Origin of the sequence: Cryobacterium sp. N22 (assembly GCF_002929555.1) — a bacterium.
Lineage (GTDB): Bacteria > Actinomycetota > Actinomycetes > Actinomycetales > Microbacteriaceae > Cryobacterium.
Genome location: NZ_PJJP01000039.1, coordinates 396,860 through 418,697, shown reverse-complemented (window position 1 = coordinate 418,697; position 21,838 = coordinate 396,860). Strand labels below are relative to the sequence as shown.

At 68.7% G+C, this 21,838-nt stretch carries 25 protein-coding genes; 21 read left to right on the top strand and 4 right to left on the bottom strand.

What is annotated here, in order from left to right:
* Window positions 1-44: 44 nt before the first annotated feature.
* Window positions 45-1,559: an MFS transporter gene (locus CXY76_RS17405; RefSeq protein WP_104166723.1), complete on the bottom strand. Its 1,515-nt coding sequence runs from the start codon at window positions 1,557-1,559 to the stop codon at window positions 45-47.
* Window positions 1,560-1,621: 62 nt separating this feature from the next.
* Between CXY76_RS17405 and CXY76_RS17400 the strand changes: the two genes are divergently transcribed.
* From CXY76_RS17400 to CXY76_RS17390, 3 genes are all read left to right on the top strand, one after another.
* Window positions 1,622-2,230, top strand: a complete 609-nt coding sequence (locus tag CXY76_RS17400) for a TetR family transcriptional regulator (protein WP_104167386.1) — start codon at window positions 1,622-1,624, stop codon at window positions 2,228-2,230.
* A gap of 12 nt (window positions 2,231-2,242) precedes the next feature.
* Complete coding sequence (ffh, locus tag CXY76_RS17395) at window positions 2,243-3,814, top strand: signal recognition particle protein (RefSeq protein ID WP_104166721.1); 1,572 nt, start codon at window positions 2,243-2,245, stop codon at window positions 3,812-3,814.
* 63 nt (window positions 3,815-3,877) lie between these two features.
* Window positions 3,878-4,666, top strand: coding sequence for an LLM class F420-dependent oxidoreductase (locus CXY76_RS17390; RefSeq protein ID WP_104166719.1), 789 nt, complete (start codon window positions 3,878-3,880; stop codon window positions 4,664-4,666).
* Between the two features lie 72 nt (window positions 4,667-4,738).
* On the opposite strand, the gene CXY76_RS17385 is transcribed toward CXY76_RS17390, so the two are convergent.
* Window positions 4,739-5,875: a glutamate--cysteine ligase gene (locus CXY76_RS17385; protein ID WP_104166717.1), complete on the bottom strand. Its 1,137-nt coding sequence runs from the start codon at window positions 5,873-5,875 to the stop codon at window positions 4,739-4,741.
* 311 nt (window positions 5,876-6,186) lie between these two features.
* On the opposite strand from CXY76_RS17385, the gene rpsP reads away from it, so the two are divergent.
* The 12 genes from rpsP to CXY76_RS17325 all read left to right on the top strand — a co-directional run bounded on the left by rpsP (window position 6,187) and on the right by CXY76_RS17325 (window position 14,094).
* Window positions 6,187-6,603, top strand: a complete 417-nt coding sequence (gene rpsP / locus CXY76_RS17380; protein WP_104166715.1) for a 30S ribosomal protein S16 — start codon at window positions 6,187-6,189, stop codon at window positions 6,601-6,603.
* 2 nt (window positions 6,604-6,605) lie between these two features.
* On the top strand, window positions 6,606-6,842 hold the full coding sequence (locus CXY76_RS17375) for an RNA-binding protein (protein WP_088456475.1): 237 nt from the start codon (window positions 6,606-6,608) through the stop codon (window positions 6,840-6,842).
* Between the two features lie 21 nt (window positions 6,843-6,863).
* On the top strand, window positions 6,864-7,532 hold the full coding sequence (gene rimM / locus CXY76_RS17370) for a ribosome maturation factor RimM (protein WP_199190349.1): 669 nt from the start codon (window positions 6,864-6,866) through the stop codon (window positions 7,530-7,532).
* A gap of 94 nt (window positions 7,533-7,626) precedes the next feature.
* The gene (locus CXY76_RS17365) at window positions 7,627-8,484 is read left to right on the top strand and encodes a formate/nitrite transporter family protein (protein ID WP_104166713.1); all 858 of its coding nucleotides are present in this window, start codon (window positions 7,627-7,629) and stop codon (window positions 8,482-8,484) included.
* A gap of 10 nt (window positions 8,485-8,494) precedes the next feature.
* Window positions 8,495-9,274 (top strand): tRNA (guanosine(37)-N1)-methyltransferase TrmD, encoded by a 780-nt coding sequence (gene trmD, locus CXY76_RS17360; protein ID WP_104166711.1) that lies wholly within the window; start codon window positions 8,495-8,497, stop codon window positions 9,272-9,274.
* A 10-nt stretch (window positions 9,275-9,284) separates the two neighbouring features.
* Entirely contained in the window at window positions 9,285-9,842 is a 558-nt protein-coding gene (locus CXY76_RS17355; RefSeq protein WP_104166709.1) for an MFS transporter, read from the top strand.
* 204 nt (window positions 9,843-10,046) lie between these two features.
* Complete coding sequence (gene rplS / locus CXY76_RS17350) at window positions 10,047-10,391, top strand: 50S ribosomal protein L19 (RefSeq protein ID WP_088456470.1); 345 nt, start codon at window positions 10,047-10,049, stop codon at window positions 10,389-10,391.
* A gap of 110 nt (window positions 10,392-10,501) precedes the next feature.
* Entirely contained in the window at window positions 10,502-11,248 is a 747-nt protein-coding gene (lepB, locus tag CXY76_RS17345; protein ID WP_104166707.1) for a signal peptidase I, read from the top strand.
* A 34-nt stretch (window positions 11,249-11,282) separates the two neighbouring features.
* Window positions 11,283-11,927 carry a ribonuclease HII gene (locus tag CXY76_RS17340; protein WP_104167381.1) on the top strand — a complete coding sequence of 215 codons (645 nt, stop codon included), beginning with the start codon at window positions 11,283-11,285 and terminating at the stop codon, window positions 11,925-11,927.
* A gap of 25 nt (window positions 11,928-11,952) precedes the next feature.
* On the top strand, window positions 11,953-12,276 hold the full coding sequence (locus CXY76_RS17335; RefSeq protein WP_066596196.1) for a DUF2469 family protein: 324 nt from the start codon (window positions 11,953-11,955) through the stop codon (window positions 12,274-12,276).
* A 37-nt stretch (window positions 12,277-12,313) separates the two neighbouring features.
* Window positions 12,314-13,429, top strand: a complete 1,116-nt coding sequence (locus tag CXY76_RS17330) for a dipeptidase (RefSeq protein WP_104167379.1) — start codon at window positions 12,314-12,316, stop codon at window positions 13,427-13,429.
* 116 nt (window positions 13,430-13,545) lie between these two features.
* Window positions 13,546-14,094, top strand: coding sequence for a hypothetical protein (locus CXY76_RS17325; protein WP_104166705.1), 549 nt, complete (start codon window positions 13,546-13,548; stop codon window positions 14,092-14,094).
* 42 nt (window positions 14,095-14,136) lie between these two features.
* Here the strand turns inward: CXY76_RS17325 and CXY76_RS17320 are convergent, their stop codons facing one another.
* Window positions 14,137-14,580, bottom strand: coding sequence for a nitroreductase/quinone reductase family protein (locus tag CXY76_RS17320; protein ID WP_104166703.1), 444 nt, complete (start codon window positions 14,578-14,580; stop codon window positions 14,137-14,139).
* Between the two features lie 117 nt (window positions 14,581-14,697).
* Here CXY76_RS17320 and CXY76_RS17315 point away from each other — a divergent pair, with 117 nt between their 5' ends.
* The 6 genes from CXY76_RS17315 to CXY76_RS17290 all read left to right on the top strand — a co-directional run bounded on the left by CXY76_RS17315 (window position 14,698) and on the right by CXY76_RS17290 (window position 20,779).
* Window positions 14,698-15,222 (top strand): DUF1269 domain-containing protein, encoded by a 525-nt coding sequence (locus tag CXY76_RS17315; protein WP_104166701.1) that lies wholly within the window; start codon window positions 14,698-14,700, stop codon window positions 15,220-15,222.
* A gap of 126 nt (window positions 15,223-15,348) precedes the next feature.
* Window positions 15,349-15,705, top strand: a complete 357-nt coding sequence (locus CXY76_RS17310; RefSeq protein ID WP_104167377.1) for a YraN family protein — start codon at window positions 15,349-15,351, stop codon at window positions 15,703-15,705.
* A complete protein-coding gene (locus CXY76_RS17305; RefSeq protein ID WP_104166699.1) occupies window positions 15,705-17,240 on the top strand; it encodes a YifB family Mg chelatase-like AAA ATPase in 1,536 nt (511 codons plus the stop codon). The genes CXY76_RS17310 and CXY76_RS17305 overlap by 1 nt, the downstream gene beginning before the upstream one ends.
* Complete coding sequence (dprA, locus tag CXY76_RS17300) at window positions 17,237-18,517, top strand: DNA-processing protein DprA (protein ID WP_104166697.1); 1,281 nt, start codon at window positions 17,237-17,239, stop codon at window positions 18,515-18,517. Before CXY76_RS17305 ends, dprA begins: the two co-directional genes overlap by 4 nt.
* A gap of 196 nt (window positions 18,518-18,713) precedes the next feature.
* Entirely contained in the window at window positions 18,714-19,688 is a 975-nt protein-coding gene (locus tag CXY76_RS17295; protein ID WP_199190348.1) for a phosphodiesterase, read from the top strand.
* Window positions 19,689-19,798: 110 nt separating this feature from the next.
* The gene (locus CXY76_RS17290; protein WP_104166693.1) at window positions 19,799-20,779 is read left to right on the top strand and encodes a tyrosine recombinase XerC; all 981 of its coding nucleotides are present in this window, start codon (window positions 19,799-19,801) and stop codon (window positions 20,777-20,779) included.
* A gap of 80 nt (window positions 20,780-20,859) precedes the next feature.
* Here CXY76_RS17290 and CXY76_RS17285 read toward each other — a convergent pair whose 3' ends face one another.
* Entirely contained in the window at window positions 20,860-21,639 is a 780-nt protein-coding gene (locus CXY76_RS17285; protein WP_233199978.1) for a M23 family metallopeptidase, read from the bottom strand.
* Between the last annotated feature and the right edge of the window lie 199 nt (window positions 21,640-21,838).

Genomic DNA, 21,838 nt, shown 5'->3' with positions numbered 1-21,838 from the left:
GCCCCCGGAGTGATCCGGGGGCTTCGTTAGTTCTCTGGTGCGGATCAGCCCAGGTGCATGGCCGACCCGGTGCCCAGCAGGTCCTCCGGCTTCGGGCGCACCATGAAGAACGCGACCGGCGCGGCCACGAACACCCCGACGGCTGCCCAGAAGAACGCTGCCTGATAACCGTCGACGAAGGCCTGCAGCTGGGCGACGGGGGTGCCGTCACCGCCGGCCAGGGAGGCCGCGACGGCCGAGGTGTACAGCACCGTGAACACCGCGGAGCCGATAGATCCACCGATCTGCTGCACGGCGGTGACGGCGGCACTGGCTGCTCCGGCGTCGTGGGCGTCGATTCCGGCCAGCGCCACGTTCTGCAGCGGCACGAAGATCATCGCCAGGCCCAGGCCCATCAGGATCAGGCCGGGCAGCACCTCGACGACGTAGCTGCCGCCGACGGTGATCCGCGACAGGTAGAGCAGGCCTGCGGCGACGACGACAGGTCCGACGGTCATCGGCAGGCGCACGCCCACCTGGGGCAGGAACTTCGACAGCACCGCGGCGCCCACGATGATCATCGCGGTCATCGGCAGGGAGGCCAGGCCGGACTCCAGCGGTGAGAAGCCCAGCACGATCTGCAGGTGGAAGGTGAGGAAGAGCAGCCCGCCCAGGAGCGCGGCTCCAGTGAGCAGACCGGTGATGAATGCACCACCGCGAACCTTGTCGGCCAGGATCCGGATCGGCAGCAACGGGTGGTTGGAGCGGCCCTCGACGAGCACAAAGAGGGCCAGGAGCACGACGCCCAGCGGGATGAAGACGAGCACCTGCCAGGAGGACCAGCCGTTTTCGGCCTGTGCGAAGCCGAAGACCAGCGAACCGAGGCCGAGGGCCACGAGAATCGCGCCGGGTACGTCGTACCGGGTGTTGCCGTGGGCCTTGCTCTCCTTGATGATCGGGATGGCGGCGATGATGGCGATGATCGCGATCGGCACGTTCACGAGCAGGCACCAGCGCCAGCTGGCGTACTCGGTGAGCACGCCGCCGAGCACCAGGCCCACCGCGGCGCCACCGCCGGCGATGGCACCGTAGACCGAGAAGGCCTTGATGCGGTCCTTGCCGCCGGGGAAGTTCACGGTCAGCAGCGCCAGTGAGGCGGGGGCGAGCAGAGCGGCGAACAGGCCCTGCAGGCCGCGGGCGGCGAGGAGCTCCCAGGTGCTCTGCGCCATGCCACCGAGCGTGGAGGCGATGGCGAAGCCGGCCATGCCCACGATGAAGGAGCGCTTGCGTCCCCAGAAGTCGGCGATCCGGCCGCCGAGCAGCAGCAGTGCGCCGAAGACCAGCGCGTAGAGGGTGACGACCCAGGTGCGGTCACCGTCGCTCATGCCGAGGTCGGACTGGGCGTGGGGGAGGGCGATGTTGACGATGGTGCCGTCGAGCACGACGGTCAGCTGGGCGAGGGCCACGATGGCCAGCAGCCACCACCGGCGGGGGTGGTGAGCCTGGGCTTCGGGGGAGGAGGAGGCGGGTGAGGAGGGGGTGGAAACCGGGGAAACGCCGGTCGCGCTCGATTGTGACATGCCGAGAACTATACCAAACGAACTAGTTCGTTTTGGTACACTGGGCCTATGGACACGTGCTCATGAACACCCTCGATTCCCCGTCCGGGCTGCCGCCGAAGGAGCTGGAACCCACCCGTCAACGCATCCTCGAGGCCGCCAGGGCGGAATTCGCCGCCCACGGGCTCGCCGGCGCCCGCATCGACCGGATCGCCCGCACCGCCTCGGCCAGCAAGGAACGCCTCTACGCCTACTACCGCCACAAGGCGGAACTCTTCAGCGCGGTCCTGGAACTGAACCTGATCGAGTTCGCGCGTGCGGTGGCGCAGGACGCCGGGGCGTCCCTGCCCGAGTTCGCCGGCGCCCTCTACGACCACTCGGTCGCCCATCCGGAATACCTGCGGATGATCGACTGGGCCAACCTGGAGGGCCGGGACGTGATCAACCCGCCGTTGGCCCTCATCGAGGACTTCCACGCCGAGCGGGTCCGCGGAGTCATCGCGCTGCAGGCGGACGGAAGCGTCGACGCCTCCTGGGACCCCGACCACCTCAACGCCCTGGTCTTCGGGATCGTCTCGTGCTGGATCCACGAGCCCGCGGCCGCCCTGGCCGCCGACCGGGCGCCGGATGCCGACACCATCGCCGCGCGGCGGGCCAGTGTGGTGCGCGCCGTCGAACGATTGATCGGTTAAACTAAGACCACAATGGCTACTTTTGGAAACCTCTCAGATCGCCTCGCCGAGACGTTTAAAAATCTCCGCACCAAGGGCAAGCTCAGCGCCGCGGATGTCGACGGCACAGTTCGCGAGATCCGGCGCGCCCTCCTCGACGCCGACGTGGCGCTCGAAGTGGTCAAGGACTTCACCGGCAAGGTGCGCGAACGCGCCCTCGGCGACGAGGTCAGCAAGGCGCTGAATCCGGCCCAGCAGGTCGTGCAGATCGTCAACGAGGAGCTCATCCAGATTCTCGGTGGCCAGCAGCGCCGCCTCGAGTTCGCGAAGAAGCCGCCGACCATCATCATGCTCGCCGGCCTCCAGGGCGCGGGTAAGACCACCCTGGCCGGCAAGCTGGCCAAGTGGCTGGCGAAGGATGGCCACACGCCGATCCTCGTCGCCGCCGACCTGCAGCGCCCCAACGCCGTCACCCAGCTCGAGGTCGTCGGCGCCCAGGCGGGCGTGCCCGTCTATGCCCCCGAGCCCGGCAACGGCGTCGGCAACCCGGTCAAGGTCGCCCGCGACGGGGTCAAGTTCGCCCAGCAGAAGCTGCATGACGTGGTCATCGTCGACACCGCCGGACGTCTCGGCGTCGACGCCGAGATGATGAAGCAGGCCGCGGACATCCGCAAGGCCATCGACCCCGACGAGGTGCTCTTCGTCATCGACGCGATGATCGGCCAGGACGCCGTGGCGACAGCCCGTGCGTTCCAGGACGGCGTCGACTTCACCGGTGTCGTGCTGTCCAAGCTCGACGGTGACGCCCGCGGTGGCGCGGCCCTGTCGGTGGCGTCGATCACCGGCCGACCGATCATGTTCGCGTCAACGGGTGAGGGCCTGGACGACTTCGAACCGTTCCACCCCGACCGCATGGCCAGCCGCATCCTCGACCTCGGTGACATCCTCACCCTGATCGAGCAGGCGCAGGGTGCGTTCGACGAGGACGAAGCCCGCAAGATGGCGGAGAAGTTCTCCACCGACAGCTTCACCCTCGACGACTTCCTCGGCCAGATGCAGCAACTGCGCAACATGGGTTCGATCAAGAAGATGATGGGCATGCTGCCCGGCGCCGGCGCCATGAAGCAGCAGCTGGAGAACTTCGACGAGCGCGAGATCGTGCGCACCGAGGCCATCATCCAGTCGATGACCAAGGCCGAGCGGGTCACGCCCAAGCTCCTCAACGGGTCACGGCGCCTGCGCATCGCGCGCGGCTCCGGATCGAGCGTGACCGAGGTCAACCAGCTCGTGCAGCGGTTCGAACAGGCCGCGAAGATGATGAAGACCGTCGCCAAGGGCGGCATGCCCAACATCCCCGGCATGGGTCCGATCCCCGGCGGCATGGGCGGCAAGCGGCCTCAGGTGCAGCAGAAGAAGAAGGGCTCGAAGTCGGGCAACCCGGCCAAGCGCGCCGCGGAGAACGCGGCCATCGCCTCCGGTGAGAAGGTCGGCGGGGCGCCAGCCGTCGGCGGCTCAGGGTTCGGTCTGGGCGGCGGCGCCAAGGCCGGGGCCGACGGGCCGTCGGCAGAGGAAATGGCGGCGCTGCAGAAGATGCTCGGCCGCTAGAGCGCCTCATCGCGCCCGGTCGGTGTAGCCGAAACGGGCGTGGCCGGGGATTAGGATTTTCCAATGACCTCTCCCCAGCCCCGCCCGGTGCGCCTCGGCGTGCAGATCGCCCCTCAGCACGCCGACTACACGTCGATTCGCAACACCGTCTCAGCCGTCGAAGCCCTCGGCGTGGACATCGTCTTCAACTGGGATCACTTCTTCCCGCTCTCCGGTGACCCCGAGGGCCTGCACTTCGAGTCCTGGACCCTCCTCGCGGCATGGGCCGAGCAGACCAGCGTGATCGAAATGGGCGCGCTGGTGAACTGCAACAGCTACCGGAACGCCGACCTGCAAGCCGACATGGCCCGCACCATCGACCACATCAGCGGCGGCCGCTTCATCTTCGGCACCGGCTCCGGCTGGTTCGAACGGGACTATGACGAGTACGGCTACGACTTCGGGACCGCCGGCAGCCGGTTGGACGCCCTCGCCGCTGACCTGCCCCGCATCGAGGCCCGCTGGGCCAAGCTGAACCCCGCGCCGGTGCGCGACATCCCGGTGCTCATCGGCGGCGGCGGCGAGAAGAAGACGCTGCGCATCGTGGCGCAGCACGCCGACATCTGGCACTCGTTTTCCACCCCGGATGTCCTCACCCACAAGCTCGGCGTTCTGGGCACCTGGTGCGACACCGTGGGCCGGGACATCAACGAGATCGAGATCTCCACGGAGCTGCGCGGAAAGACCACCGAGGAGGCCGACGAGCTGTATGCACTCGGCACCACTCTGTTCACCCTCGGAATCTCCGGCCCCGCCTACGACCTCGCCCCGGCAGAAGACTGGATCGCCTGGCGCGACGCGAAAAACGCCTAGCCCCCATCCGCGAACCGTGAGAAAAGCCCCAAAACTCGAGACTTTTAGGTGCTTAACTCACAGTTCGCGGGACTAGTGGGCCAGGCCCTCGCGGAGCTCGCGGCTGAGGGCGGCCACCACCGCGGGCAGGTTGCCGTTGTGCGTGGCCGCCACGGCCAGCTGACGCTGGTAGCTGGCACCGTGGTCGAGGATCAGGTTCAGCTGCTGTAGCTCCGTCAGGCAGCCCAGGCGCGTGGCGGTGGGGGAGAGCAGGTCGACGAGGCGGCGCACCTCGTCGGTCACCATCCGCTCGGTGCCCGTGGAGTCCACGATGATCTCGGCAGCGAGCCCGTACCGGGCCGCTCGCCATTTGTTCTCGCGCACGAACCACGGCTGCATGGTGGGCACCGGGCGACCGGCGTCGATCTCCGTCGACATCCACTCGACGAGGCACTGGATGAACGCGGCGATCGCGCCGAGTTCTTCGACAGTGGACACCCCGTCGCAGGCCCGGACCTCGATGGTTCCCCAACGCGGGGAGGGGCGGATGTCCCAGCGCACCTCGGTGGCGTCCTCGATGATCCCGGTCACGGTGAGGTCGTTGACGTACTCTTCCCACCCCGCCCAGTCGTCGAGGCGCCACGGCAGGCCGGCCGTCGGAAGCTGCTGGAACATCTGGGCGCGGTTGGAGGCGTAGCCCGTGTTGACGCCGGCCCAGAACGGGCTGGACGCGCTCAGCGCCTGCAGGTGCGGCACGAAGCTGAGCAGGCCGTTGAGGATCGGGATGACCTTGTCGCGGTCCTCGATGCCCACGTGCACGTGGATGCCCCAGATCATCATGTTGCGACCCCACCACTGGGTGCGGTCGATGAGCTTGTGGTACCGCTTCTTGTCGGTGACCTCCTGGTCGAACCACTGCCCGAACGGATGCGAGCCCGAACAGATCGGGTCAACGCCCAGCGGGTCGGTGATGGCACGCACCTCGGAAACCTGCCCGGCGACGTCGGCGACGGCGCCGGCCACGGTGTGGTGCACCCCGGAGACGAGCTCAACGGTATTCAGGAGCAGTTCCCCGGTGATGTGCGGGTGCGGGGAGCCATCCGGCCCGCGAAGGGCGTCGAGGACCTCGTCGGCGATCGACACGAGGTCTCCGGTCGCCCGGTCGACCAGGGCGAGTTCCCACTCGATGCCGACCGTCGACCGCTCGGAGCGAGCGAAGTCGATTCCCACTCTGTCCATTGTCACGGTGGTGCCCTTCGCGCTCGAGGCCCCGATACGAGGCGATGTGGCACAATCCTGACAGCTAAACGGCGCCGCCGCGGTCCGCCGCGCTACACGGGGTCACGGAGCGGGCCGGATTGCTCGGAGCAACTCGACGCTCGATTATCACAAAGTGCTCGATGTCTGACACAATGATTAGTCGAGTTCCGTTGTGCCCGACCCTCTAATCCGGTGCAACACGAACCTTATTGAGCTTGTGCCGAGTGTGCCCCCACGCTCACGGCTGTCAGTTCGCCAAACATCTAAATCACAGGAGAATTGTGGCTGTCAAAATCCGTCTGAAGCGCATGGGCAAGATCCGTGCACCGTACTACCGCATCGTTGTCGCCGACTCGCGCACCAAGCGCGACGGTCGCGTCATCGAAGAGATCGGCATCTACCACCCCACGCAGGAGCCTTCGGTCATCGAGGTCAAGTCCGAGCGTGCCCAGTACTGGCTCTCCGTCGGCGCCCAGCCGACCGAGCAGGTTGCGGCACTCCTCAAGCTGACCGGCGACTGGGGCATCTTCAAGGGTGACAAGAACGCCGTCTCCACCGTCAAGATCAAGGAGCCGAAGGCTGCCTTCGTCGCTGACGAGAAGAAGAAGCCGGTTCTGAAGCCCAAGGCCGAGAAGCCCGCGGCCAAGGTTGAAACCGAAGAAGTTGCCGCCGAGGCAACCGAAGAGGACAAGGCGTAATTTTGCTCGCTCCCGCGCTTGAGCACCTCGTCAAGGGAATCGTTGATCACCCGGACGACGTGCACGTTGTAGCCCAGAACTCACCCCGTGGCGAGGTGCTCGAGGTTCGTGTGAACCCCGAGGACCTCGGCCGGGTGATCGGCCGCGCCGGTCGCACCGCGAAGGCGTTGCGCACTCTCGTGGCCGCTCTGGCCGACGGCAAGCGCGTGCGGGTCGACGTTGTCGACACGGATAACTGAGCGGGTAGTGACTAGCCCCTCATGAGTGACGACAGCATGACCCCGGCCACCCAATTGCGGGTGGGGCGCCTGACCAAGGCCCATGGCCTCAAAGGCGCCATCAAGCTGGAGCTGTTCACGGACGACCCGGGACGACGTTTCGTCCCGGGCGCCGTGTTCACCCTCCAGGTGCCGACCAGCTCACCCTGGCACGGCAAGACCATCGAACTCGTCGAGCTGCGCTGGTACAACCAGCACGCCGTCGGATTCTTCAAGGGTGTCCCCGACCGTGAGGCCGCCGAGACCCTGGCCAAGGCGATCCTCTGGATCGACCAGGACTCGGCCGAGCAGACCGACGAAGAAGACGCCTGGTACGACCACCAGCTGGTGGGACTCGCCGTCGTGCGCGACGGGGTGCAGATCGGCACGCTGACGCGCCTCGAGCACCTGCCGGCCCAAGACCTCCTGATCGTGAAGACCGCCGCCGGCGAGGTGATGATCCCGTTCGTCAAGGCGATCGTGCCCTCGGTCGACGTCAAGGCCGGCGTCATCACGATCACTCCGCCCCCCGGCCTGCTCGAAGAGCTGCCTGATGAACCCGACACCGACGACGCGACGCCCGACGACGCGGCGCCGGCAACGGATGCGGATGCGGAACCCGACTCAGACGAACCGGCAGCGACGCCGACTCCTGACGGTCAGGGCGCATAGACGCGACCTGACCCAGTTCACGGGGAGAGGCGCGCCGCGCCACACCTACTTCACGTTCGTTGATATCGCGGCCGTTGAAGTGGAGTACCGTCGCATGTCTTACGTTAAACCTGATCACCTGGTCGATCAGCTCATTCATTCCGGGGTTGTCAAGACCAACCTCACCGCACGTCAGATGTTCGTGCGCGGCACGCTCTCCGGAGCGATCCTCGGAGCCGCCACGACCCTGGCGCTGACCGCGGCGGCCCAGACCGGGCTGCCCATCGTCGGCGCCCTCGTCTTCCCCGTCGGCTTCGTCGTGATCCTGATGCTCGGCCTCGAGCTGGTGACGGGCAGCTTCGCGCTCATCCCGCTGGCAATCCTCGAGGGCCGCACCACCATCGCCAAGGGTCTGAAGAACTTCGCCATCGTGATCCCGGCGCACATCTTCGGCGCCGGCCTCTACGCCGTGCTGTACGTGGCCGTCATCACCTACCTCGGCACCAACACCACCGACCCGATGATCCAGGCCATCATCAACATGGCCGAGCACAAGGTGCTGCCGTACGCGGCGATCGGTGCCGGCGGCGTCCTGGTCGCCATCATCAAGGCCATGCTGTGCAACTGGATGGTCGCGTTGGGCACCGTGATGTTCTACACGTCCACGTCGGCCTCCGGCAAGATCCTGGGCATGTGGCTGCCCGTGCTCACCTTCTTCGGCCTCGGCCTCGAGCACGCCGTCGTGAACATGTTCGTCATCCCGGCGGGCATGCTGCTCGGCGCCGACATCAGCTTCGGCGACTGGTGGGGCTGGAACACCGGCCCGGTCCTGATCGGCAACTTCCTGGGCGCCGTGCTCTTCACCGCCCTGCCGCTGTACTTCTCGCACCGCACCAAGGTCAACCGCGCGGCGGCGCTCCCGGCCGACGACGAGACCACGAGCGCGCCGGAACTCGTCGCCACCCACTCGTAGACTTGCCCCTATGCGCATCGACATCATCAGTATTTTTCCGGAGTTCTTCGGTGTGCTGGACATCTCCCTCCTCGGCCGCGCCCGGCAGGCCGGCCTGATCGACCTCGACGTGCACAACCTGCGCGACTTCACCCACGACCGGCACAACACCGTCGACGACACCCCCTACGGCGGCGGCGCCGGCATGGTGATGAAGCCCGAACCCTGGGGTGAAGCGCTGGACAGCATCCTGCCGGCGATCGGTGACGCGGATGCCGGCACGCCGGAGCCCGCCGGCGGCCCGGTGCTGATCTTCCCCTCGCCCGCCGGGGAGCAGTTCACCCAGGCGATGGCCCGCGAACTCGCCAACGAGCCGCACCTGGTCTTCGGCTGCGGACGCTACGAGGGCATCGACCAGCGCGTGGTCGATCACTTCGCCGCCCGGGGCCGGGTCCGCCTGGTGAGTCTGGGCGACTACGTGCTCAACGGGGGAGAGGTGGCCGTGATGGCCATGATCGAGGCCATCGGCCGGCTCATCCCCGGGGTGGTGGGCAACCCGGAGAGCCTGGTCGAGGAATCGCACGAGGACGGCCTGCTGGAGTACCCCAGCTACACCAAGCCCGCCAGTTGGCGGGGCCTGGAGGTGCCGCCGGTGCTGCTCAGCGGCAACCACGGCGCCATCGCCACGTGGCGTCGGCAGCAGCAGATCGAGCGCACCCGGTTGGTGCGCCCCGACCTCCTGCCCGCCGAGGACGACGCCGACCTTCAGCCTCCAGCGAACTCCAAGGCTCGGCGGGCGGCTCGCGGGTAATCTGGGGACTGTGATTCTCCGCAGGGTCTTCTACTACTGGCAGTTCGTGGCCGTCGGCGCGCTTCCGCTCTGGCTGATGGTCGCCGCGTCGATTTTCGGCTCCTCGGCCTGGGAGGTTCTCGGCGCCGCCTTCGGTGCCGTCGCCATCGGTGTCGGCCTTCTCGTGGTGAGCCTGCTCTTCCTGGCCCGCAAAGAGGTGCGCGCGGACAAGGCGCTGTCCTGGGCGGATGTGGGCGTGCTGTCCCTCTGGCATGTTCTGATCGTGCTGATGGGCGTGTACTCGGTGACGGCGCCGTGGCTGTCGGTGCTGGTGGTCCTCGTGGGCCTGGGCGCCTTCTGGTTCGCGCTCTGGGAACTCTTCGACGCCGCCCGCAAGCGGGTCCGCGAGGCCATGGTCTACATCGACGAAACCGCCAGGTTCGGCACGGTCCCCGGTGGGCCGAGTCCGTTCCCGCCGATGACCGACCGGTCGGGTGTTCGCGCGGACGGGGCCCGGCAGGATCCGGCGCATCCGACGCCCACCGACCCATCGGTGATCATCATCCGGGAGAAGCCGACCGACCTGTAAAAGGTGCCGTCGGCCGAGGGTTTGGCGCGTGGCGGGTTTAGTGGCAGAATTAGCGTTTGTGCCGCGGCATGTCTCTGCCACAGGGGAGCTGCACTCATATCGGCACGCACACACTCAATTGGTCGCCACCAACTCACCTTCGGTGAGCGGGCGGGGCGCCACTGAAACGTCCTCGACCTGTGGCGGGTACAGAGAGCGAATAACATGCATATTCTCGACCAGGTGGACGCGGCATCGCTGCGTTCAGACATCCCGGAGTTCCGGGCCGGCGACACCGTCAAGGTACACGTCAACATCGTTGAAGGCGCGCGCTCGCGTGTCCAGGTCTACCAGGGCGTCGTCATCGGCCGTTCGGGCGAAGGCGTCCGCGAGACGTTCTGCGTCCGTAAGGTCAGCTTCCAGGTCGGCGTCGAGCGTACCTTCCCGGTGCACTCCCCGGTGATCGACCACATTGAGGTCGTCGTCCGCGGTGACGTGCGTCGCGCGAAGCTGTACTACCTGCGCGGTCTCCGTGGCAAGAAGGCCAAGATCAAGGAAAAGCGCGACTAAAACAGCGCCTGCCGCGAAACGCCAGGGCAATAGCCTGAGCGAATTCGCAGCCGCTGGATTTCCCCCTGAGCTCCTCCCCGCTAAACTGGGCGAGGAGCTCAGGCGGTTAAATGACAGACAACACTCTGCCCTCGCGATCGCATCGCCTGGAACCAGATTCACCGCGCAAGAAGCGCGGCGTCGCGATATTCATTCGCGACCTTCTCATCATCTTCGTGGTGGCATTGCTCATCTCGTTCCTGATCAAGACGTTTCTCGTGCGCTCGTTCTACATCCCGTCGGGGTCGATGGAGAGCACCCTGCTGGTCGATGACCGCATCATCGTCAACCAGCTCGAACCTGCCCTGGTGCCCGTCTCCCGCGGTGACGTCATCGTCTTCCGCGATCCGGGCGGATGGCTGCCGGAGCAGCCGCCCATCGAGCAGAACCCGATCGTCGCGGCCCTGGACTGGACGATGTCGGTGGTGGGCCTGTCCGCACCGGACAGCAACGATCACCTGATCAAACGCATCATCGGCCTGCCCGGTGATCACGTGGTCTGCTGCAACACGCTGGGCCAGATGAGCGTGAACGACATTCCGCTCACCGAACCGTACGCCCTGCTGCCCGCCGGCCAGTCGAGTGTGTCGAAGGACGCGTTCGACGTCGTCGTTCCGGCGGATTCGCTGTGGGTGATGGGCGACAACCGCTATGACTCCCTCGACTCCCGCTACCACCCCAACACTCCGGGCAAGGGATTCGTGCCGATGGACAACGTCGTCGGCCGCGCCCTGGTGATCAGCTGGCCGCTGGAACGCTGGAGCTGGCTGGACGACTACCCCGAGGTGTTCCGCGGCGTCGAGGACGCCGACAAATGACTCATCCGCAGCTGACGAGGACCCTCCAGTGATGATGGCCGTCGTCGAGCCCACCCTCGACGTGGAGCTGGCGATGCTCGCTGCCGGCGCCAGCTGTGTGATCGGCTGCGACGAGGTCGGCCGCGGCGCCCTGGCGGGCCCCGTCGCCGTGGGCCTCGCGGTAGTGACGGCCGACGTCGGTGCCTTCCCGGTGGGACTGCGCGACTCCAAGCTCCTGAGCGAACCGCGCCGGGAGCTGCTCGCCCCGCTCGCCGCGGCCTGGGTGCGCCACAGCGCGGTCGGGTTGGCGTCTCCGCAGGAGGTGGACACCGTCGGCATCATCGCAGCGCTCGGCCTGGCCGGCAAGCGGGCGCTCGCCCAGCTGCATGCCGGCGGCGTGGACATCGTCGGCGGCGTGGTGCTGCTTGACGGCAACGATGACTGGCTCAACAAAGCCCTCAGCACCCCGCTGTCCGTCGTGACCCGCATCAAGGCCGACCAGGACTGCGCGTCGGTCTCCGCCGCATCCGTGATCGCGAAGGTGCACCGCGACAGGCTGATGATCGCGGCCGACCTCGCCACTCCCGGCTACGGCTGGACGGGCAACAAGGGGTACGGCAGCGCCCAACATATGACCGCCATCGGTGCCCTGGGAGCCAGCGAACAGCACCGGCTGAGCTGGCTCAAGATTCCGGCCTGAGAACTGCGCGTAAGATTGTCTCACCATGGAAGAAGATGAGTTCGAGGACTACGACCGCGAGGTCGAGTTGGCCCTATACCGCGAGTATCGAGACGTTGTGGGGCAGTTCCAGTACGTCGTCGAAACCGAGCGCCGCTTTTACCTCGCAAACGAGGTTGAACTCGTGCGTCGTGACACCGAACACGACTTCTATTTCGAGTTGACCATGAAGGATGTCTGGGTCTGGGATGTCTACAGGTCCGACCGGTTTGTGAAGTCGGTGCGGGTGCTGACGTTCAAGGACGTCAACGTGGAGGAGCTGGCGTCGAAGGAGTTCGAACTGCCCAAGGAACTCGCGCTCGACGAGTAGCCGGCCCGGCCCGCCGCCCGGCTGCTAGCGTGTGCGGATGACAGCTCGCACCGACCCGTCCCGCGCCGTTCCGTCTCGCGCCGACGCCCTGGCCAGGGTGGCCGCGGCCCTGGACCTGGCCCCGCTCATCGACGGCCACAACGACTGGGCCTGGGAGTGCCGCGAGAACCGGGACTACTCGGTCGAGGGCCTGGACGGCGCCCTGGACACCGACACCGACATCGACCGGCTCCGCGCCGGCCGGGTGGGCGGTCAATTCTGGTCGGTGTACGTCGAGGACACCCTCGGCGGAGCCGACGCCGTGCAGGGCACCCTGGAACAGGTCGATTGGGTGTACCGGCTCGCCGCCCGGTATCCGCAGACCTTCGTGATCGCCACGAGTGCGGCCGAGGTGGAGGCCGCCCGTGCCAGCGGCCGCATCGCCTCGCTGCTGGGCGCCGAGGGTGCCCACTCGCTCAACGATTCCCCCGCCGTGCTGCGGATGCTGGCCAGGCTCGGCGTGCGCTACCTCACCCTCACCCACGTGCACAATACGAGCTGGGCCGACTCCGGCACCGACGAACCCTTGCACAACGGCCTCAGCCCGCGCGGCGTCGAGTACATCCGGGAGCTCAACCGGCTGGGCATGCTCGTCGACCTCTCGCACGTCTCTCCGGCGACGGCGCACGCGGCCCTCGACGTCACCAGCGCCCCGGTGATCTTCAGCCACAGCTGCTGCTCCGCCGTCACGGCCGACCCGCGTAACGTGCCCGACGACGTGCTCGAGCGCCTGGCCGACAACGACGGCGTGCTGATGGTCACCTTCGTGCCGCAGTTCGTCTCGGCAGCGTACGCCGAGTGGTTCGGCGGCGACCGGAGCGCCCCCGCACCCCGGGTCACCGTGGCGCAGGTGGCCGATCACGTCGAACACGCGCGTGACGTCGCCGGCATCCGCCACATCGGCTTGGGCGGCGACTTCGACGGCACCGACGAGTTCCCCGAACAGCTCGAGGGTGTGGACGGCTACCCGGCCCTGCTGCTCGAACTGGCCCGGCGCGGCTGGAGCGCCGCCGAGCTGGCCGCACTTGCCGGCGCCAACGTGCTGCGGGTGCTGCGGGCCACGGATGCCGCCTTCGCCGGTGACGACGTGGAGCACACCCGGCTGACCCGCTGACCGGCCTGGGACACTCCCAGGGGATTGCATCCAATCCGTGATCATTGGACGCTCCACGGTTGTGACGCTCCGGCGTAGCATTTGTCCAAGGATTTCTACTCAAGGAGTGGATCGCAATGAAGCGTTCCGTCGCACTCATCCTCAGCGCGTTGATGGGTGCGGTATTTCTCACGTCCGGCAGCACCGCCGCGACGGCCGCCCCCTACTGCGGCATCACCTGGGGCTCGCTGCCCGAAAGCCAGAGCACGATGTCCGCCGACGCGACGGTCACAGCTGTTCGCTCGGGGGAGCATCCCTGCTTCGACCGTTTTGTGGTCGACGTGCGCGGCGACATCCGGGGGTTCGATGTTCAGTACGTGCCGGAGGTCGTTCAGGACGGATCGGGCATTCCCGTGCCTCTCCGAGGCGCCGCCGACCTGCGGGTCATCGCGTTCGTTCACCGGTACGACGCCAATGGCGTGGTGACATACGCTCCGGGCGGGGCCAGCGAAGCGCTCAACGTCGCTGGCTACGAGACCTTCCGCCAGGTCGCCTTCGCCGGCGGCTTCGAAGGGCAGAGCACCTTCGGGCTCGGCGTTCGGGCGCGGCTGCCGTTCCGTACGTTCATCCTCGACGGCCCGGGTGACACCAGCCGGCTCGTGGTCGACGTCGCACATCGGTGGTGACCGTTTCGCGCCAGACCCGCTGCGCCTGCGGCTGGTTCCCGCCTAGCGGGTGCGCGGCTCGCAGATGACCACGGGGATGTCCCGGCTGGTCTTCTGCTGGTAGCCGGCGTAGCCCGAATAGGCGCGCACGATCGCGGGCCAGAGCGCCGCCTTCTCGGCCGCGGTGGCTGTGCGGGCCCGCATCGGGCGGGTGACCCCGTTCTCGGTGAGTTCCACGTCGGGGTGGGCGACCAGGTTGAGGTACCACAACGGGTTGCGGTCGTCGCCGCCCTTCGACGCGATCAGCACCACCCGGTCGGGCTCGTGGATCGGGGCGGTGAGCATCGTGGAGCGTCGCTCCCCGGTCTTCCGCCCGAGTGTGTGCAGTTCCACCACGGGCATCGGCCCGATCTGCCAGCCGAGCCGGCCGCGGGAGAGCGCCAGCAACGACCGGTGCACGGCGTTCATGGCTCGCATCGACAGGTCGGTCAGGCGGTCGGAGATCATGGCATCAGCCTATGGTCACGCCGGATCCACTCGCGGTTGACACCCGGACGGGGGCTGGGTACCGTCCCCTGCGACAGTGCTCTATCCCCGCAATCCCACGTGAAGTAAGGAGTTTCCATGTCCGACGAATCCGTTTTCCTCTACCTCGGTGTGTACCCCAACGCGGCAACGGCCGAGTCCGACCTCGAGGTTGTGCGCGAGCTGCACTCCACCAAGGTGATCGGAACCTACGACGCCGCCGTCGCCACCAAGGAGGCCGACGGGTCGGTGCAGGTTCACCGCAAGACCAGCAAGCACGCCGGCTGGACCGGCGTGGCCGCCGGCGCCATTGTCGGCCTGTTGTTCCCGCCGGCGATCATCGGCAGCGCCATCGTCGGCGGAGCGGCCGGCAGCGTTGTCGGTCACTTCTGGCGCAGCCTGGACCGTGGTGACATCAAAGAACTCGGCGAGATGCTCGATTCCGGCGAGGCCGCGCTGATCGTCGTGGGCAAGGACCGGCTCGACGAGGAATTCCGCAAGGCGGGCCTTGTGGCGCAGAAGCACCTCCAGAAGGAACTCAAGGTCGACGCGAAGGAGCTCGACAAAGAGCTCGCGCAGGCCTCCAAGGAGATGCAGGCGGAGGAACGCTCCGACACCGTCTAGATCAGGGCCAGCCGGCCCCCGAGAGCCCGCTCCTCCACAGGGAGCGGGCTCTCTTCGTGTGCACAGGTGCGAGACCGCCTCGATGGGTCCGCTGCAGGCCCGCGCATGCTGGTCGCGGAGGTGCTCGTGGCACGCAAAGACGATTTGGGCCGGCGCGGCGAAGACTGCGCCGCGGAGTACCTGGCGCGGGCGGGTTACACGGTGGTGGAGCGCAATTGGCGGTGCGGGCAGGGGGAGATCGACCTGATCGTCGCCAAGGACGGCGACATCGTGTTCGTTGAGGTGAAGACCCGCTCCGGGACCGGCTACGGGCATCCGTTCGAGGCCATCACGGTGGCCAAGCTGGCCCGGCTGCGCCGGTTGGCGGGGGCCTGGTGCGCGCAATTCGAACCGCGGGCGCGTCACATCCGTATCGACGCCATCGCCGTGATCGCCCGCCCGGGCCAGCCACCGGTCGTCGAACACCTCGAGGGGGTGTTCTGATGGGCCTGGCCCGCACCCACTCCGTCGCACTCATCGGCCTCGCCGGGTCGCTCGTCGAGGTCGAGGCCGACATCTCCAGCCAATTGCCGGGGATGCGGCTGATCGGGCTGCCGGATGCCGCCCTGGCCGAGGCCGCCGAACGGGTGCGTGCCGCGGCCAAGAATTCCGGCTGTGCGCTGAACGGTCACCGGCTCACCGTGAACCTCTCGCCCGCCGCCCTGCGCAAGCACGGGTCCGGCTTCGACCTCGCCATCGCGGTGGCCTGCCTGGCCGCCGACGGGGTGGTGCCGGCCGCGTCGGTGGGTGCTGTCGTGCACATCGGTGAGCTCGCCCTGGACGGGCGGTTGCGGCCCACGCCCGGCATGCTGCCAGCGGTGATCGCCGCGGCCCGGCTCGGCCACCGCACGGTGATGGTTCCAGCCGGCAACGCCGACGAGGCGGCCCTGGTTCCGGGGATCCGGGTGGTCGGGGTGGCCTCGCTCCGGGACGCGCTGATCTGGCACGGCGCCAGGTTGGACCCCCAGGAGGTGGAGGTGCTGTGTGCTCCCGCCGAGGACGACCCGGCCGACGAAAGCCTCGACCTGCTCGACGTGGTCGGCAACGACGAGGCCATCCTGGCCCTGCAGGTGGCTGCGGCCGGCGGACACCACCTCTTCATGCTCGGGCCGCCCGGCGCGGGCAAGACCATGCTCGCGGCCCGGCTGCCGGGGCTGCTGCCCGACCTGGGCCCGGCCGCGTCGCTGGAGGTGAGCTCTCTGCGGTCGCTGAGCGGGCGTCCGGTGGGGCGTTCGTTGATCACCAGGCCCCCGCTGGAGTCGCCGCACCACACCATCACGGCAGCCGCGATGGTCGGCGGCGGCAGCGGGCAGATCCGGCCGGGTGCAGCGGCGCGGGCGTCCCACGGGGTGCTCTTCCTGGACGAGGCGCCGGAGTTCGCCGGCGCGGTGCTCGATGCCCTCCGGCAGCCCCTGGAATCCGGCCGGATCAGCATTCACCGGGCGAACGCGATCGCCCATTTCCCCGCCAGATTCCAGCTGGTGCTGGCCGCGAACCCCTGCCCGTGCGGCCAGTACGGCGCCGGCGACCAGGAATGCACCTGTCCGCCGAACGCCCGGCGCCGTTATCTCGCGCGAATCTCCGGCCCGCTGTTGGACCGCATCGACATCCAGCTCACTGTCACCCGGGTGACCGCCGCGCAGTTGCGCATCTCAGCCGACGCCGGCCGGTTGTCCAGCGCCGTGGCCCGCCACAGGGTTCTGGCCGCGCGGGAAACCGCGGCGGAGCGGCTGGCCGGCACACCTTGGACGTTGAACTCGCAAGTGTCAGGGCCCTGGCTGCGCAGCACCGAGAGGCGGTTGGGCGCCCCGGTGACGGCGATGCTCGACCGGGCCCTCGAGAGGGGCGGGATCACCATGCGCGGCTATGACCGGATACTGCGGGTGGCATGGTCGGTGGCTGATCTGGCCGGAGTGGCCAGGCCCGGGCCAGACGAAGTGGGGCAGGCACTGTACCTGCGGAAGGGAATGGCGTCATGACACTGTTCGGTCTCGACGAAGCGGTGGTGGCTTCGCTCACCGCGGGCGTTCGCCCGGCAGGCACGGCCTCAGCGGCTGACGCGCGGCCAGCGGACGCCGGCGAGGTGTTTGCCCGGGCGGCCTGGAGCACCATCGCCGAACCCGGCGACGGTGTGGCGGGCGCCGTGGTGGGTCTCCTCGGCGCGGCCACGGCGCTGCGATCCGTGGTCGAGTCGTGGCCGCCGGACCGGTTGGCCGGCACGCTCACGGCCACCGTCGACGAGAACGAGGCGGGTGACTCTGCCGGGCTGCGACCCGAGCTGGAGCAGGCCCTCGCCCGGTGGCGCCCCCGCCTGTCGTCGACGGAGGTGATCCGGTCGCTCGAGCAGGCCCGGCGCACGAGGACTGCCCTGCTCCTGCCCGGCGACCCGCTCTGGCCCGACGGGGTCGGCGACCTGGGCCGGCATGCCCCGCTCGCCTTGTGGTGGCGGGGCCAACCTGATGCCCTGGTGGCGCTCCGCCACTCGATCGCCCTGGTCGGTGCTCGCGCCGCGACAGGGTACGGCGAACATGTGGCCCTGGAGGCTGCAGCAGGGCTGGTCGACCGGGGACTGGCCATCGTGTCCGGGGCGGCCTATGGGATCGACGGTATGGCGCATCGATCGGCGCTGGCCAGCAACGGAACGACCGTCGCGTTCCTGGCCGGGGGAGTGGACCGTTTCTACCCCAGCGGACACGACGCCCTCCTCACCCGTATCGTCGAGGCAGGTGCTGTTTTGTCCGAGCTGCCCTGTGGGGCGCCGCCCACCAAGTGGCGGTTCCTGCAACGCAACCGGCTGATTGCGGCCTCGAGCGCGGCCACGGTGGTGCTCGAAGCGGGCTGGCGTTCCGGATCGTTGAACACGGCCGGGCACGCGGCAGCGCTCGGCCGCCCGTTGGGCGCCGTGCCCGGCCCGGTCACGTCGCCCACTTCGGCTGGTTGTCACCGCCTCCTGAGGGACTACGACGCCATCTGCGTCACCAACGCCGCAGAGATGGCCGAACTCATCGGCGTGGGCGTCGACCTGGAACTGGACCTGTCCGGTGCGGACGGCCGGGAGGGCGAGGCGGGTCCACGGGAACGCACGAGCGACCAGGTGCGGGTGTTCGATGCGCTCAGCGTGCGGGCGCCTCGCGTTGCTGCCGACATCGCCCGGCGCTCCGGCCTGTCGACCGTCGCTGTGCTTGGGGCGCTGGGAACCCTCGACCTCGAGGGCTCGGTGCGGGAGCGGGCGACCGGCTGGGTGCGGGTCACCTGAGCGGCGGGCCGGCGTCGTCGGTCAGCGCAACTGTTGCCGCACCGGACAAATGGCGCCGGCACACCGGGCGCAATTGTCCGCAACGGCAACAGTTGCACGGGGCATGCCGGGCCGGTCAGGCCGGGTCCGGTCGGTGATTGCGCTTAGGGTGATTCGTGACGGCGCGACAAGCGTCCGCGAATGTGAGGGGTCAGCCATGACGGGAACAACACCGACCGACAGGCAGAAAGCGGCCCTGCCGGGTCCTCCGGCGCAGATGGGCCAATACCCGCGGGCCTCCCACCTCATCGCTCACCTCAGCGACACCCATTTCCTCGGCACGGGCCCTGACGGCTCCGGGCGGCTGTTGTACGACGCCGTCGACACCGACAGCACCGTGCATCGGGCGATGGCGCAGCTGGAGGCCTCCGGGCTGGCCATCGACGCCCTCGTCTTCACCGGCGACATCGCCGACCGCGGTGAGCCGGACGCGTACCGCCGGGTGCGCGACATCGTCGAGGCATCCGCCGAGCGGATGGGCGCCGCGCTGGTCTGGGTGATGGGCAACCACGACGAACGCTCGGCGTTCCGCACCGAACTGCTGCGCCTTGAAGCCCACGATGCCCCCGTCGACAGAGTCGTCGACATCAACGGGCTACGGGTGATCTCCCTGGACACCAGCGTGCCCGGCTACCACCACGGCGAGGTCACCGCCGGCCAACTCGCCTGGCTGCGCGACGTGCTGAGCGAACCGGCCGAGCACGGTTCCCTGCTTGCCCTGCATCACCCACCAGTGCCCACTGCCCTGCCCCTGATGACCATTCTGGAACTGCGCGACCAGCCGGCGCTCGCCGAGGTGCTCGGGGGCAGCGATGTGCGCGCGATCCTCGGCGGTCACCTGCACTACGCCACCACGGGCCTGTTCGCCGGGATCCCGGTGTCCGTCGCCGCGGCCACCTGCTACACGATCGACGCGGCGGCCCCGCCACGCCAGCTCACCGGCGTCGGCGGCGGCCAGTCGATCAATCTTGTGCACGTCTACGCCGACCAAGTGGTGCACTCGAATGTTCCCCTGGGCGCCTTCGACGTGGTCACCCGCTTCGACCCGGCCTACCTCGACCGGATGGAGGCACTCAGCCCGACCGACCGCCTGGAGGCGTTCTCCCGGCACGCTGCACAACCCGCAGGGTAGCCAAGACCGGGGGACTTGCAGAACGAGTGTGCCCAGCGGGAGCGCGGGCGAATGACACCGTTTCCCGCGTCGGTGCCGGCATCCTGCCCGGCTCGCGACATGCTGGAGACATGCATCTCGACCCGGCGATCGACGGCTTCGCCCGCTATCTCGCCACCGAACGCGGTTTCTCCGTGAACACGGTGCGCGGGTATTGCGCCGACCTGTCCGGGTTGGCCACCTTCGCCGAAGACCAAGGGGTGGACACCGTCGACGGCCTGACCCTGGAACTCCTGCGCGACTGGCTGTGGACGGGAACGCAGGCCGGGCTGGCGCGAGCCACCATCGCCAGGCGCTCCGCCTCGGCACGCGGGTTCACCGCCTGGCTCACCCGGGACGGGGTGCTGCCCAGCGACCCCGCCGTGCGGCTGCGGTCGCCGAAACCGGGCCGTACCCTGCCCCGGGTGATCAATCGCAACCAGATGCAGGAGCTGCTGGACCGGCTCGAGGCCGCTGCGGCCACCGATGATCCGGGAGCCGTGCGCGACCTTGCCATCATCGAACTGCTCTACGCGTCCGCACTGCGCGTCTCCGAACTCGTCGGACTCGATGTCGGGGACGTCGACCTGTCCCGCTTGACCGTGCGCGTCACCGGTAAGGGTGACAAGGAACGCGTCGTACCGTTCGGCGTGCCGGCGCAGGCCGCCATCGTGCGGTACCTGCGTGCGGCGCGTCCGGCGCTGGCCACCGCTGCCGCAACTGGGTCGCCTGGGTCGAAATCCGCTCAGTCCGGGGCGCCGGCGGGCGGGCCGGCCGGTCCACGGGCCACCGACCCGCACGCCCTCTTCCTCGGCAGCCACCGGCAGCGCCTCGGGGTGCGTGCCGTGTACCGACTGGTCGCGGCCCTGCTCGAGTCGATGCCCGGCACCGGTCCCGCCGGCCCGCACGCCCTGCGTCACACCGCGGCCACGCACCTGCTCGACGGCGGCGCCGACCTGCGTGCCGTGCAGGAGATGCTCGGCCATGCCAGCCTCGGCACCACCCAGATCTACACCCACGTCTCGGCAGAGCGCCTGCAACAGAGCTACCGGCTCGCGCACCCCCGCGCCTGACGTCCGCGAACCGTGAGAAAAGCACCTAAAACTCGCGGTTTTAGGTGCTTAAGTCACAGTTCGCGAAGGGGCGTGCGGCGTCAGCGGGCGGGGTGTGGCACCGGACCGGTCGGCGGGAGGGGCAGTAGCACCGCGCGCGCCAGTCCGCCGAGGAAGAGCATCGGCGAGATGTATTGGCCGTGGCGGCGCACCCCGAAGTGCACACACCGCGCCGTGCAGTGCGAACCCGTCGCCACGATGCCAACGACCTGACCTGCCAGCACCCGATCGCCCTCGCTCACGGTGGCGGTGACCGGCTCGAAGCTGGAGATCAGGTCCTCGCCGTGTTGGATCGAGAGAACGGGCCGGTCCACGACCCTGCCCACGAAGGTGACCACGCCGTCGGCGGGGGAGCGAACCGGGTGGCCCTCGCCGGCAACGAGGTCGATGCCGCGGTGCCCAGCCGCATACCGGCTGGCCGGCGCCTCGAAGGGGCCCACCACCTCGCGCGGTGGCCCGACGGGCCAGGCCCAACCGGCGGCCGCAGCAACGGGCGCACCGGGCGCCGCCGCAACCGGCGCCGGTACAACCGGCGCCGCCGCAACGGGTGCCCCTGCAACAGCCGCCGCCGCAACCGGCACCGCCGCAACGGGCAACGCCGCAACGGACAGTCGTGCTGAGGCCGGCGGCGCAGGAATGGACGCCGGAACCGGCGAGCCGGGCGAGCCCGTGGCGCCGGTGAGCATCGCGGCCACGACGGCACACACCGGCACCGCCGCGAAACGGAATCGGGCCGGCGCCGGGCCCCGGCGGGGCCGGAACCAGTGCAGGCGAAAACGGGTGGGGGCGAGGTGTCCGTCGGGGCGTCCTGTCCGTGTCATGGCTCCACCATCGATCGGTGTCGAGGTCGGGAGGCGCGCCACCGGACCGGCTGTGCCAAACGCGGAGCAGAGCCGGCTGTGGAGGAGCGGCTGCGGGGCAGCGCAGTGGTCAGCGGGCGGGGTCGGCCGGGTGCTAGAGTTCTCTGAGCAGCGCTTTGTGCGCTGACTACGCGTGCCCATTCGGCCAACACATCCACTC